Below are 13819 nucleotides of genomic sequence, written 5' to 3' on the forward strand. Positions count from 1 at the left end.
ACACCCCACTTAGCGTCACAACTGCAATGTGACAAAGAAAATGGTTGCGTTTGCGACGCTATAACTGCAATTAGCGTCACAAACGCAACCATTGGGGTCGGCTGGGCTAGACTAACCGTCCGGGCCGACCAAACCCCGACAAGCCGACCAGCCCCCCCCAACAGACCGACCAACAATCCGGCTGGAATCTGGCTGTCAGAGCGACTCGACGGCCTTTCGGACGGCGTCGTAGTCGGGCTCGTCGTGAATCTCGGCGACCTGCTGGGTGTAGGCCACCTTGCCGTCCGCGTCGATGACCACGACCGCGCGCGAAAGCAGGCCGCGCATGCCACCGTCGGCGATGGTCACGCCGTAGTCCTCGCCGAACGAGGAGCGGAAGACGGAGCCAGTGACGACGTTCTCGATGCCCTCGGCGCCGCAGAAGCGGGCCTGGGCGAACGGCAGGTCCTTGGAGACGCAGACCACGGTGACGCCGTCCAGGTCCTCGGCCATCTTGTTGAACTTGCGCACCGACATCGAGCAGGTGGCCGTGTCGAGCGAGGGGAAGATGTTGAGGATGACCTTGCGGCCGGCGAACTTGTCGAGGCCGAAGTCGTTGAGATCGCCATCGGCGATGGAGAAGGCCGGGGCCGCAGAGCCGACGGCGGGGAGATTTCCTACGGTGCGAGTGGGCGCACCACCCAAAGTAATTTGTGCCATATAGCCATGGTGTCACAGCGCGCCGTGAAACACCACCGTTTTGCGCCCACCGGCGATAAATTACACGACTTCGACGGCGGGAAACGAATACAAAGCCGTACAGAATTATCCGATGTATGCCGCCGAAACCGGTTAACGGCAGAAAACGAATAATTCTGACGCAAACTATATCCAAAATCTGCCATCGAAGGATTGAGGCGGCAAGCGGTACCACCACCTACGCCGGCACCACCAATATGCCGGGATACCGGCCAGAATGTGTGTCTGCTTTGGGTTATAGGCCAGAAAACGTGTCTGTTTTTGGAGGTGTGGGGTGTTGTTTCGTATGGCCTGACTGGTGTTTGAGATACAGGGGCCGCAATCTCGGGGTCGGCCAGAATATGCCGCCGCCACACCCGTCAACGCGCATAACAAAAGCCCGGAACCTTGCGATCCCGGGCCTCTAAGCGTTAAGAACTACTTGCGCTGATGACGAGTCTTACGCAGCAGTTTGCGGTGCTTCTTCTTGCTCATCCGCTTGCGGCGCTTCTTGATGACGGAACCCATCTGAAGCCTCCATTCCTTGACTGTAAGTGTGCAACTTGCCCAATGATACACTGCCAAGCCGACTTAAAACGCCATCGACCGACAAAACCAACTCACCGAAACCGAGCGCGCCCGGCTCAGAGCGGGAACTTCTGGTAGAAGCGCAGCACCGAATCCTTCGGACCGGTGGCTTGGAAGACGACGCTGTCGTTGCGCCAGATCGCCGTGGCCTCCTTGCCCTTCTTGTCGGTGGTCTTGACCATATAGCTGCCCGTGGCGTTGCCGGAGACCTTCACGTCGCCGCTGGCCACGTCCTCGCCGTTGAGCGCCTTGACCAACGCGTCGTACTGGCCGTTCGCGCCGTCGCCGCTGGGCCACTGCGCCACCTTGAGGCTGACGTTCTTGGCCGAGTCGCCGGTGGAATAGGTCAACGTGTATTCCTCGAGCGGGGAGGCGGAGGTCCAGTCCGCGCTGGGCCCGGCGTCGATGCGGGCGAAGTTGAGCACGCTGTCGGGCATGGCCTTGAGCAGCGCCGAGGCGTCCTGCGGAAGGTCTTTGGCCTTGATGCTCGGCGTGGTGGGCTGCGACTTGGAGGATTGCGCCTGTTGGTCGCGCGAACCGTTGTGGTTCATCGCCCAACCAGGCCAGACGAAAGCGGAGAGCAGCACCAGTGCAATCACCACCGCCGCACTGACGATGACCGCGATGAGCTTGCCGTGGGAGGAGGATTTTTGAACGTTTGACATAGTAGTGATTATTTCACACTGGGCTGACGCTTGACCACCTTGCAACATGGCCGTTGCGCGGGTGTCGAAGTGCATTACGGGGCGGCTGGATTTGCCATGCACCTTATAGCCATATATCTAGTTAATAGGTATGTTAAGCTCCGACTTTTGCGCTTTATACCGAAAGGACGCACACCCAAATCCATGGTTACCAAAAGATACCATGGAAATACGTACGGTATCTTTTGGTAACCACCCTTTTGGGTGTGCGTCGTCGGCGCCAAGAGGTTTGCCGTCGATTCCGAACGTCCGATTTTCGCCGCTGTCCATATATATCCGCGTATATCCATGCATATCCACAAGACGACTTGCCTTTGTCAGCCAAACTCGGTAGCGTCGGCCTCATGGCAAAGAATTCGACACAGTATGTCTGCTCGGAGTGCGGCTGGAACGGCGTGAAATGGTATGGCCGCTGCCCTGAATGCGGCCAATGGGGCACGGTCGAGGAGTTCCACGAGGCACGCCCCGCCACGGCGAGCCGCACGGCAGCGCCCGGGCGCACCTCACGCACCCAAGCCAGTTCCGGCGTGGTGGCCGGCAGCGCCGCGGCCAAGCCGATCACCGAGATCTCCACCGAAAGCACCACGCGCATCCCCACCGGTTTCGAGGAGTTCGACCGTGTGCTCGGCGGTGGCATCGTGCCGGGTTCGGTGGTGCTGGTAGCGGGCGAGCCGGGCATCGGCAAATCGACCCTGCTCTTGGAGACGGCCGGCAATGTGGCACGGAACCATCCCAAGAAATCCGTCCTTTATATCTCCGGCGAGGAATCGCAGGCGCAGGTGCGTATGCGAGCCTCCCGCATCAACGCGCTCGAGGAGAACCTGTTGCTCGCCGCCACCACCGACCTCGCCACGGTCCTGGCCTTGATCGAGCAGGAGAAGCCAAGCCTCGCCATCGTCGATTCGGCGCAGACCATCGTCTCGCAGGACGTCGATGGCATCTCCGGCGGCTCCACGCAGGTGCGCGAAGTGGCCAGCGCCCTGATCGACACCGCCAAAACGCTTGACATCCCGGTGATGCTGGTCGGCCACGTCACCAAGGACGGCTCCATCGCCGGCCCGCGCACGCTCGAGCACCTGGTGGACGTGGTCTGCCAGTTCGAGGGCGACTCGCAGACGGCGCTGCGCATGCTCCACGCGGCCAAGAACCGCTTCGGCCCCACCGACGAGGTGGGCTGCTTCGACATGAGCGGCGAGGGCATCGAGGAGGTCACCGACCCCTCGGGCCTCTTCCTCTCCACCGAGGACGCGCCAGTTGAGGGCACCTGCGTCACGTTCACGCTCGACGGCCACCGCAGCCTGCCGATCGAGGTGCAGGCGCTGGTGACCAAATCCGTGCTGCCCACCCCGCGCCGCAACACCAACGGCATCGATTCCAACAGGCTCGCCATGCTTTCGGCCGTGCTCTACCGTCACGGGCGCGTGAACCTCCTGGCCAACGACCTCTACGTCTCCACCATCGCCGGCGGACTCGCCAAGGAGCCCTCGTGCGACCTGGCCATCGTGGCCGCCCTGGCCAGCGCCGCCACCAGCAAGCCCATCCCCCGCACCACCTGCGCCATGGGCGAGATCAGCCTCACCGGCCAGGTGCGCCCCGTCCCCCAGCTCTCCCACCGTCTGAACGAGGCCGCGCGTCTGGGCTTCACCCGCGCCGTGGTGCCCGCCCATCGCGGCCGCCGCGCCATCAAGGCGGTCAAAGGTTTGCAGATCGTGGAGGTCTCGTCCCTGCGCGATGCCCTTGACGCGATGGGAGTCTCGAAGGGCCGGTAGCGGCAAACGGTTTCTCGGCGCTGGGCAAAGAAGACAGCGAGCAAGGCAACGACGCCTGAAATCCACCATTCCGAAGTTATTTGTAATACATTTTGTGATAAAATTAGTTATTTTATATTTTTTATCTAATTAACTGAGCATTTGTGATACAAAATGCTATTATTTTTATATAGTATTACAAATCCACCGCAAGAGTGGATACAAACACCTCTCCCGTCCCTGGATGAAGACGGCAATCCATACAGGGAGGGATTCGCATTGAGAAGCGACACGAACAACAAGCTCATCAAAACGGCGATCGCGCTGCTCGCGGCCACGGCGATGCTGGCGGCCCCGCAGCTCGCCAGCGCGGCGACACCGCCGGTCTCACCGCAGGTTGATGGCAGCACGGCCGCGCCCACGCAGCAAGGCGACTCGAGCCAGGCAACCGGCGAGCAGTCTGGTACGCAAACCCCAAGCAAGGATGAGCCCAGTGCTGCTCCCGCTCCAGCGTCGAAGCCCGAGACTTCACAACAGACCGACACACACCAGCAACTCGGTTCGGCCCCGCAGTCACCAGTCTCAGCTTCCGATTCGACACTTGCGCAAAGCAACCAACCAACCGTAGGTCCGCAAAGCAGTTGCAACGACTCAGGAATCACACCTTGGGGCACCAATGCCTACTGGCATGTAGACTCTGACTGTGTGCTGCACTTTGGCGCAGTTGATACCTCCCAGCCGGCAACCCTAGGTGTAACCAGCCGAATAAGCTATGGCGAGGTGCATAGAGTGCTTCCTTGGTTTGACTGGTCTTATCACGTGCAGAAAGTAAAATTCGACTCTGCTGTCCAAGCCGCAACCAGATCAGCCTGCCTGTTTGGCGAGCTTCGAAATGTTACCGAAATTCAAAATCTAAATTTACTTGACACTAAAAATGCCACCAACCTGAAAGAGATGTTCGATGAAGACAATAAGCTGACCAGCCTAGACCTCAGCAACTTCGACACCAGCAACGTCACCAGCATGGACAGCATGTTCGCCGACACCTGGGGGTTAACCAACCTGGACCTCAGCAACTTCAACACCAGCAAGGTCACCAACATGGGCGGCATGTTCTACGACGACTGGGGGCTGCGTAGCCTAGATATCAGCAGTTTCGATACCAGTAACGTCACAAGTATGAGTTGGGAGTTCGACGCCGATCACTTGCTTACTTTTATCCGTCTTGGGAAAGACACGACAATCAAACCCCATAATGAGCTCCCAAGTGCCATATGGACCAGCGAAGATGGCATCTCAGGAGATCCAAGCACTGACCCCACTCCTTTCGGTACACGGTCGAAAGCCATGTGGTATAGCAAAGTTTCCATCGCGTATCTCTTCGACGGCAATGGCGCTTCGGGTGGAACTCCCGTCCCGCTGGCAGTATCTGGCAGCACATACACGGCACCAGACCGCAACTCGTTGGAAAAGACCGGTTATGAATTCTTGGGCTGGTCGGCCTCATCCGAGGCGACGGAACCCACATACCACCAAGGTGACCCTCTTACCGAATACAGCGGCAACACAGTGAGGCTATACGCGGTATGGAAAATCATTCCAGTGGCAAACATGACGGATATTACAGCGCCCAAATCCTCCGAGGGACTGAATGTAGACAACAACTCTGAAGTGACGATTACGGGGACCCTGACACCTGCCTCAGGAGCCGACGACGTATCGGTGAGCCTGCTCCCCTCTGGCAGCACCAGCGCGACTCCGTCCGACGGCAAACAAGGGACGACGACGTTCAACATGAGCGCGAACACATGGTCCGCCACGTTCCACGCCTCTGATTTCACCGACACGGCCGCCGACACAACCGGCACGGGCGTCGACTACGTCATCCGCGCCCGCCTGCACAACAGCGATGGCGACTCGGCCTACACCTACAAGACCGTGCACGTCGACATGACCGCGCCGTCGCCGAGCAACCTGGTCTCGGACCATCAGAAAGTCACCGGAACGGCCATGTCCGCGAAGGACGGGCTGAGCGGGGTGACGCCGGCCGCCGAGCAGAACACGACCGTCACCATCACCTGGCTCGACAAGGACGGCGACGCGATCACGGCCGATACGCCGAGCGTGGTGACCAGCGCCGCCGACGGCACGTTCGAGGCGAACTGGCCGACCGACCGCAAGGCCGTGAAAGCCGGCGTGCAGGCCAAAGACACGACCGGCAACACCAGCGCCACGACCACACTGGACCTTGGCCGCCCGGCCGACCCGGATTCCACGATCAGCCCCGAAGCTCCCACCGCAACGGCGGGCGTTACCCCGACGGGCCAAGTCAGCGTGACGGGCACCGTCAGCGGCACCCACGCGGGAGACAGCGTGATCGTTCGCCTCCTGCCCTCCGGCAAGACCGCCACCGACGCCGAGGCCGGGCAAGGCATCCTCGCCGACAGCCCGACCCTCGACACCTCGACCGGCGCATGGACGGCAGACTTCCCCAACTCGGCGTTCGCCGATGAGATCGGAACCGGTACCGAGCACACGTTCTGCGCCAAGCTCCACACCGACCACAACGGTGACTCGGCCTATACCTGCCAGCAGCATAACGTCGACATGGTCGCGCCTGTGGCCACCCAGGTCACGTTCACCGCGCCCGCCGGCTCCGCGAGCGGCATGGTGACCGGCAAGGTCCTCTCCTCCGCCGACGAGACGGCCCAGCCGCACCGCGCCGCCGAGGGGCATGTGACGCTGACGCTCGCCTGGTTCGACGCCGACGGGCAGCCATTGACGACGCCGGGTACGCTCAGCCGTGGCGGCACGCCGTTGACCACGACCGCCACCAGCCAGACCGACGGCACCTTCAGCGCCGAATGGCCCGCGAGCGTGCGGCTCGGCTACTACGTCACCGTCACCGCGCGGGACGGCGCCGGCAACACCAGCGCCCCCACCAGCATGATGCGCCTCGGCACACCCGCCTCCTATCAGCCTCAAGGCAGCTCAGGCCGCGGCTCCGGCAGCAACAGCGCGAACGGGAACGGCCCGAATCGGAATGGTCGCCTCTCCTCCACCGGCGCGGCCATCGCCGGGACCGCCATGGTGGCGATCCTGATGGCGGGCATTGGCTTGGTACTCAACCGCTCCAAGGCCCATATGAGCAAATAGAAATAGCCGATAATTCAATATAAAAGGTGAGGGTCCACGAGTTATCTCCATGGCCCCTCACCTTTTATCAATCGTCTTTGCCGTCGTCCATTTCGTGTTGCCATTGCCCTCGTCTACGTCATTGCGTATCCGAAATATCCTGGTACCAGATTTACGTATCGACGCCATCCACGCCACCTCCGCGACGCGACCTCGGATCCATCGGTACCGCAATCCAATTACCATTGAATCCTGTGATTGAGGCTTGGGACGACCCCGCGCTTCCACCCGAACAAAAGACGAAGGACGGCAGAACAATGAGCGTTGCATTTGAGGATATGAGCGAGTACGCACAGCGTGTGGTGACGGCGCTGGGTCTCGAGGAACATCCCGAAGGCGGATGGTACCGGCAGACCTGGCTGAGCGAACAGGCCGCGGCGGGCGTGGCGACACGGCAGGGCACGGAAGCCGACCCCAAGGCGTTGAAGGCGATGAAGGCCACCGAAGGCCGTCCGCTGGCCTCGCTGATTTACTTCCTGCTGGCCGAGGGCGACGCGAGCGCCTGGCACAAGGTAGATGCCACGGAGATCTGGCTCTGGCACGGCCCGGCCACCGTCGGCCTTGAGCTGGGCGGCTACGGCGACGCCCCGGCCGACGAGGACGGACGCACGCTCTACGCGCTCGGGCAGGGCCTCGCCCCGGCGAATCCAGCACAGGCAGACGCGGCACAGCCAGAAGCCGCAACGCCCGACGCATCATCGGCGCCCATCGGCCAGGTGGTCATCCCCGAAGGCTGCTGGCAGCGCACAGTGCCCGGCAAGGGAGACGCGCTGGTCTCCTGCGTGGTGAGCCCCGGATTCACCTTCGACGGCTTCACCCTCGAGTAAGAAACGAAGCCAAACCGAAGTCGAGCAAACAACGGCGGCAAAGTGCACGGAATCGTCTTGACGTGCGTTTCGCCGTCATGAGTGTCTAGTATCAAAAACCACTTAATCGTAGTCTCAAAGAAGAGTGCTGTAGCGATTCAAATCATGGCATTCGATAATCAGACCAATGAACCAGCGACGGCATAATCGCAAAACCTTTCACAGAAAAATAGTCAATTCGACACCCAATGTGAATTATTTCCGCCACATCTTATATGGTTGTATTACATGTGAATTGCATTACAAAAGACAGCGCCATGTCTTAATGACCACATGCATGCTCCAGAAGAGCGGAGAGGAAACAAGGACAATGGGAAAACAGCAAGCCCATACCATCGTACGCATCTCGGTCGCGCTGTTCGCCGCGGCGGCCACCATCCTGGCCCCGCAAATGGCCAGCGCGGCCACACCGGTCAGCGGCATGTCACCGTCGGCAACTGTGAACGCTCAACCGGGCAATGCCGACAAAACAGGCAATGAATCCAACACACAATCCGGCAAAAACAACACACCGAACGACGCCACGACCCAATCCACAGCAAAGACCCCTGCGCCGACCACAGGCATCACGCCAAAATCCGCGACGCTCGGTTCGCCCGATTCCGCCATGAAACGAGGCGCCAGCCCGTCCGTCGGCCCGCAGTTTGAATGCCCCGATTCGGGTCAGCAGCCTTGGGGCAACAATGCTTATTGGCATCTCGATACCTCCTGCACATTCCATCTAGGCACTCTGAACCAGGCCCTGGGTATCGGAACTTTGGCTGCAACTTCTTCCTATGAGGATTTGCCCTGGCACCCTACTTATAGCAACGTCGCCCTTCAGGTGACCATCGATTCAGAAGTCAAGGCCAATGAGAATAGCGCCTTTCTATTTCTTGAAATGATCCAAGCCACCAAATACAACAATATGAACCTTCTGGATACCAGCAATGTCATCAACATGAACAACATGTTTCAAACCAACAGTGCCCTCACCAATCTGGATTTGTCCTCCTGGGACATGAGCAAGGTCACCAACACATCATATATGTTCACCGCTGACGGTTCGCTAACAAGTATCGACTTATCTAATCTGGACACCAGCGTAAGCACAATCAGCAATGCCTACGCCATGTTCGACAACGGCGTGAAGATGATTCGTCTGAGCGCAGCAGGAAACCTATCGTCACTGACTAACGTTGCAGGCGATGATGTAAACGGCCCGTTCCCGTGGTCAGGCACTCCTATAACTTGGTCGAATGAGGACGGCACTTGGAGCGGCCCACGCAGTTCCATTCACCCGGTGGGACGCACGCAGTGGTACGGCAGAATAGGATATGTGTTCGACGGCAACGGCGCCACACAAGGAGAGAAACCGCCTTTCATGATCATTCCAGGTTATAACGATCCAGCATTGACGGCACCATCCCAGAACACATTAGAAAAAACCGGTTACAGCTTCAAAGGTTGGGCGACCTCGCCGACGGCGACAACACCTGACTACGCAGAAGGCGCTACGCTTCCGGACACGACCACCAGAAACGTTCTCTACGCCGTATGGAAGCGGGCCGTTCCCAAACCGGGCATCAATGGCGCGGATGCTCCCAAATCTTTGGAAGGCAATGCGGTCTCACCTTCTGACACCGTGACGGTGAGCGGCGATCTGGCGGGCGCCACCGATATTGACGGCATGTCCATAAAACTCTTGCCCGCCGGCAGCACCAGTGAGACGGAAGGCGACGGAACCGCCGCCGCGACCACCACCTTCGACACCTCCCGCAACACGTGGTCGGCGACGTTCCCCGTATCGGCTTTCACCAATATCGCCGCCGATTCCAACGGCACCGGAGTCGACTATGTCGTCCGAGCGAAATCGCTTAACGGCGTGGATGTCTCTCCCTATACCTTCAAGACCGTGCATGTCGACATGATTGCCCCGGCGATAAAAGATAATAGTCTCGCTTCCGCGTCGGGGAAGGTGACCGGCAAGGCGATGAGCGCCAAGAGCGGGCTGACCGGCGTCACCCCCGCGGCCGAGGGCGGCGACACGGCCACCATCACCTGGCTCGACAGCGCCGGCAACGCCATCACGGCTGACACCCCGACCAGCGTGCAAAGCAGCAGCGTCGCTGGCCATATCGGTGCGTTCGAAGCGAACTGGCCTGCTGACCCACAGGCCGTCAAAGCCAAGGTACAAGTCAAGGACGCGACCGGTAACACCAGCGCCATCAGCCCCCTTGAGCTCGACAGGCCGGCGCCAAGCGAGTCCTCTGCCCCCGGCCAGGGAGCCTCCAACGGCCCCGGTGCCAATGGCGCGAACCCGAACGGACGCCTCTCCTCCACCGGTGTGGTCATCGCCGGCATCACCACGGCGGCGATCCTGGCGGCCGGTATCGCCCTGGTGCTCAGCCGTTCCAAGGCGCGCATGCGCAAGTAAGATGAGGCTGCATCCGATCAATCAATAAGGCGGGGCCCACGGAAATGATTCGTGGGTCCCGCCTTATATACTTGCTTATTTTTTTAGAACAGTCTCGGCATGAATTGTTCCGACGCCGGCAACACCATCAACGCCGGCAACTCCATCAACGTCATTAACGCGAAGGCAACAAACGGCGATCACCAATCGTCCGCAGCGAAAGCGACCCTGCCGAAACCGACGGCACCAAAGCAGCCGCCATCACTCTTTGGCGGTGATCTCGAGCGTCTGGTCGGCGTAGTCCTTCATCGCGGCCGTAAGCTCCTCGGTGCCGCTGAACTTGACCTGCGAGCGCAGGAACGAGGAGAACTCCACACGCACGCGATGGCCGTAGAGTTCCAGCCAGTCGTCGGTGACCGCGTAGGGCTCGATCACCCGCGCGTCCACGCCCGTCTCGTCGGAGTAAGTCGGCTTGGTGCCGATGGAGATCGCCGCCGGCCAACGCCACTGCGACCCCTCGGCCATGCGCATGCGGTCGCGCGTGAAGTTGCGTTCCTCGTCGGCCGGGCCCAGGTCGATGAGCCAACCCGCATAGACGCCGTCGACCGGCACATAGCCCTCGACGCGCTCGGCCAGGTTCGCCGTCGGGAAGCCCATCTCACGCCCCCGCTGCTCGCCGTGCACCACCGTGCCCTCCACGGCGTGACGGTAGCCCAGGATGTCGTTGGCCTCGCGCACGCAGCCATGCGCGAGCAGATAGCGCACATTCGACGAGCTCCACACCCGCACGTTCCTGCCTTGGCGCTCCTTGCTCCAGGCGCGCAGCTCGGCCTTGCCCATCGCCTTGCGCGGATCCTCGGGGTCGCCCAAGTGGTCGGTCGGCGGGGCCAACGGCTCAATCTTGGCCGGCACGCGCGTATAGCCGGGGCCACGGTCGTCCACCACGTCGAGCTCGAAGACGCCGGTGGCCAGCGAAAGGTTCTTGATGGCCTTGATGTCGCCGGTCTTACCCGCGCCCATGGTGGCGTCGCTGCCCAAAACGAGCGTGCGCATGCCGAGCTTGCCGACCAGCTGGCCCAGGAAGAAGCGGAACGATTTGGAGGCGAACGCCAAGTCGTAGCGCACCACGAGCACGTGGTCGACGCCCATCGCATCGAACTCACGCAGGCGCTGGTCCACCGAGGTGAGCGCCTTGGCGTCGTAGAAGTCGGCCGGCACGGGCATGTCGTCGTGCGCGTGCGCGTAGGCGTGGACGAGCGCCGGACGCGGATCGAACATGATGACCACGGAGAACGACTTGGTCGCCTTCGCCAGCTCGATGACGCGGCGCACCACGGCCTGGTGCCCGCGATGCAGCCCGTCGAAGGTGCCGACGGTGACCACGGCCTTCTTGTCGCGGCTCAGCAGGGGCCAGTCGACCAGTCCGGTGGTGTCGGGTGTCAATCTCGTGATGTTCATCGAAGTCCTTTGTTTATCAACCAGCACACCATGTTACCAGTTACGCTTGCGCGAGGGAATAGCGACGATGCCGCCCTGTGCGAAGTCACACAGGAAGGGTCGAACGGCCTTGGGCGGGAAAGTTGCGGCTTTGGTAACCGTTCTTACGGATCTAGTTTTCGGCGATATGCCCACACAATGATATTGGCGATATTGAGATGCTGAAAATATTACCGCCGCTTTATCTACGATTCTGCGGGAAAGACCAGGACGGACTTGAGCTCGTGGTCGTTCGCGGGCTCCGCGATGCCCACCACCTCACCGGTCTGCGGAACGTATGCGGCGGCGGTCGGCGCGGTGTCCGGAAGCGAGCCTTCAATCCTACGCCCGAAACGCAAGTCGGCGGCGTCGTTCTCACTGATCTCGATGGTCGTCATGGTGCGCTTCGCCGCCTCCAGCATGGGCAGGGCGCGCTGCAGCAGCTCGTCGCGGTTGACGTCGAGCACGGCCTTGTTGAGCGTGACCTCCTCGCCTTGGCGATTGGTGAAGGTGTGCGGCATGGCGTGCGCGGTGACGACCTTGGATTCATTGACATCGAACCTGCCGACCCTGGTGCGGCGCAGACGCGTGAGATAACCGCCCACGCCCAGCAGACGCCCCAAATCCCGCCCGAGAGAACGGATATAGGTGCCGGTGGAGCAACTGATGCGCACGTCCACGTCGACCACTGAGGTGACGCTTCTCACGGCGTCGACGCTTTGGATTTCATTACCGTCGCCGTCTTTGTCGCTTCCACCAAGCTCAACCTCGACATTACGGGCCTCGAGCACGCTGAATTCGCTGATGGTGACCTTGCGGGCCTCGAGCTTGACCTCCTTGCCCTGGCGCGCGAGCTCGTAGGCGTGATGGCCGTTGACGCGCACGGCGGAATAGACGCTGGGCACCTGCTCGATGTCGCCGGTCAGGTGCTCGGCGATGGCCTGCTCGATTTGATTGACCGTGAGCTCGCGGGAAACTCGAGGTCCGTTCTGCCCGCCGTGTTCGTCATGTTCATAATGTTCGTCATATCCGTGGCCCATACCCTGCCCTGCGGAAGCCGCCGGACCCGTGGAAGCAGCACGGCTATCGGAGCCATCCTCCAACCGCACCGAGGCGACGGTCGAAATCTCGCCTTCGGAATCATCGGTCGTGCTGGTCTGCCCGAGCCGGATGGTGGCCTCGTAGGTCTTGGTGTGGTCGACGATGTAATTGAGCAGGCGCGTGCCGTGGCCGAATCCGACCACCAAGACGCCCGAGGCCTGCGGGTCGAGCGTGCCGGCATGGCCCACGCGGCGCATGTGCAGCGCCCCGCGCACGGCCGCCACCACGTCGTGGCTGGTGACGCCCAGCGGCTTGTCGACCACCAGCAGGCCCGAGGCCTCGGTCTTGCCCTGTTTCGCCATATCTTCCCCAATAATCGAAAAGTAATCGAAATCGGGAGCCGGCCTTTGGCAAGCCGCCCCCCCCAATATGTTCTTCTTCAGTACGTTGCCCGCAGAAACGTTGTCCGCAGAAACGTTGCCTGCCTATCCACGGCTATACGAACACAACGACACCACAACGTGCGCGGTTTGACCCACGATATACGCGGGCGCTACTCCTCAATCCCCGACTCGACGCCATCTTCGAAATCGGCGGCGGTCTTCTTCTTGCGCGGCTCGACATACGGGTCCTCGCCGCCGGCGTATTGGGCGGTGGCGCGGGACTTCTCCAGCTCCTCGTCACGCTTGTGGGCCACCGTCAGGATGTCCTCAATCTCGTGGGCCTCGCTCGGCACCTCGTCGTAGACGAACTGCAGCTGCGGGGTCAGGCGCAGCCCGGCCTTCTGCCCGACCAGCGAGCGCAGGCGGCCGGTGGCCTGCTTGAGGGCCTGTTGCGCGCGCTTGCGCTCCCCCTGGGCCTTGCCCTCCTGGCCGAGCTGGGTCCAGTAGACCCGCGCGATCTGCAGGTCGCCGGTCACGCGAACATCGGTGATGGTGACACCCTGCAGGCGCTTGTCGTGCAATGTGCGCTCCATCGACGAGGCGATGACGCGCTGGATCAGGGCCGCGATGCGCGCGGCGCGTGGATTGGTTCCTGCCATAACGTTTCCTTGATATATAACCGTTTCATAATAAGGATATCCGCGAA

General features: G+C 61.0%; 10 protein-coding genes. 4 read left to right on the forward strand and 6 right to left on the reverse strand.

The genetic code is table 11. The features are described from left to right. Positions 1-195: 195 nt before the first annotated feature. The 3 genes from tpx to OZY47_RS06395 form a co-directional block, all read right to left on the reverse strand. The gene (tpx, locus tag OZY47_RS06385) at positions 196-699 is read right to left on the reverse strand and encodes a thiol peroxidase (protein ID WP_277177510.1); all 504 of its coding nucleotides are present in this window, start codon (positions 697-699) and stop codon (positions 196-198) included. 456 nt (positions 700-1155) lie between these two features. Next, positions 1156-1245, reverse strand: a complete 90-nt coding sequence (locus OZY47_RS06390) for an AURKAIP1/COX24 domain-containing protein (RefSeq protein ID WP_004268639.1) — start codon at positions 1243-1245, stop codon at positions 1156-1158. Between the two features lie 116 nt (positions 1246-1361). Then, positions 1362-1970, reverse strand: coding sequence for a hypothetical protein (locus OZY47_RS06395; protein ID WP_277177511.1), 609 nt, complete (start codon positions 1968-1970; stop codon positions 1362-1364). Positions 1971-2353: 383 nt separating this feature from the next. On the opposite strand from OZY47_RS06395, the gene radA reads away from it, so the two are divergent. The 4 genes from radA (at position 2354) to OZY47_RS06415 (ending at position 10234) form a co-directional block, all read left to right on the forward strand. Further along, on the forward strand, positions 2354-3778 hold the full coding sequence (gene radA / locus OZY47_RS06400; RefSeq protein ID WP_277177512.1) for a DNA repair protein RadA: 1425 nt from the start codon (positions 2354-2356) through the stop codon (positions 3776-3778). Between the two features lie 258 nt (positions 3779-4036). Further along, the gene (locus OZY47_RS06405; RefSeq protein WP_277177513.1) at positions 4037-6913 is read left to right on the forward strand and encodes a BspA family leucine-rich repeat surface protein; all 2877 of its coding nucleotides are present in this window, start codon (positions 4037-4039) and stop codon (positions 6911-6913) included. Positions 6914-7209: 296 nt separating this feature from the next. Then, on the forward strand, positions 7210-7779 hold the full coding sequence (locus OZY47_RS06410) for a cupin domain-containing protein (RefSeq protein WP_277177514.1): 570 nt from the start codon (positions 7210-7212) through the stop codon (positions 7777-7779). 166 nt (positions 7780-7945) lie between these two features. Continuing rightward, positions 7946-10234: a BspA family leucine-rich repeat surface protein gene (locus OZY47_RS06415; protein WP_277177515.1), complete on the forward strand. Its 2289-nt coding sequence runs from the start codon at positions 7946-7948 to the stop codon at positions 10232-10234. 240 nt (positions 10235-10474) lie between these two features. Here OZY47_RS06415 and OZY47_RS06420 read toward each other — a convergent pair whose 3' ends face one another. The 3 genes from OZY47_RS06420 to rbfA all read right to left on the reverse strand — a co-directional run bounded on the left by OZY47_RS06420 (position 10475) and on the right by rbfA (position 13772). Next, on the reverse strand, positions 10475-11671 hold the full coding sequence (locus OZY47_RS06420; protein ID WP_277177516.1) for a riboflavin kinase: 1197 nt from the start codon (positions 11669-11671) through the stop codon (positions 10475-10477). Between the two features lie 224 nt (positions 11672-11895). Continuing rightward, a complete protein-coding gene (locus OZY47_RS06425) occupies positions 11896-13092 on the reverse strand; it encodes a tRNA pseudouridine(55) synthase TruB (RefSeq protein ID WP_277177517.1) in 1197 nt (398 codons plus the stop codon). A 191-nt stretch (positions 13093-13283) separates the two neighbouring features. Further along, positions 13284-13772: a 30S ribosome-binding factor RbfA gene (gene rbfA / locus OZY47_RS06430; protein WP_277177518.1), complete on the reverse strand. Its 489-nt coding sequence runs from the start codon at positions 13770-13772 to the stop codon at positions 13284-13286. Positions 13773-13819 lie beyond the last annotated feature (47 nt).

The organism is Bifidobacterium sp. ESL0790, from assembly GCF_029395435.1.
GTDB lineage: Bacteria > Actinomycetota > Actinomycetes > Actinomycetales > Bifidobacteriaceae > Bifidobacterium.

Coding starts and splice junctions, on each gene's coding strand:
- radA (WP_277177512.1), top strand. CDS start 2,354: ATGGCAAAGAATTCGACACAGTATGTCTGCTCGGAGTGCGGCTGGAAC.
- OZY47_RS06395 (WP_277177511.1), bottom strand. CDS start 1,970: ATGTCAAACGTTCAAAAATCCTCCTCCCACGGCAAGCTCATCGCGGTC.
- OZY47_RS06410 (WP_277177514.1), top strand. CDS start 7,210: ATGAGCGTTGCATTTGAGGATATGAGCGAGTACGCACAGCGTGTGGTG.
- tpx (WP_277177510.1), bottom strand. CDS start 699: ATGGCACAAATTACTTTGGGTGGTGCGCCCACTCGCACCGTAGGAAAT.
- OZY47_RS06420 (WP_277177516.1), bottom strand. CDS start 11,671: ATGAACATCACGAGATTGACACCCGACACCACCGGACTGGTCGACTGG.
- OZY47_RS06390 (WP_004268639.1), bottom strand. CDS start 1,245: ATGGGTTCCGTCATCAAGAAGCGCCGCAAGCGGATGAGCAAGAAGAAG.
- OZY47_RS06415 (WP_277177515.1), top strand. CDS start 7,946: ATGAACCAGCGACGGCATAATCGCAAAACCTTTCACAGAAAAATAGTC.
- OZY47_RS06425 (WP_277177517.1), bottom strand. CDS start 13,092: ATGGCGAAACAGGGCAAGACCGAGGCCTCGGGCCTGCTGGTGGTCGAC.
- rbfA (WP_277177518.1), bottom strand. CDS start 13,772: ATGGCAGGAACCAATCCACGCGCCGCGCGCATCGCGGCCCTGATCCAG.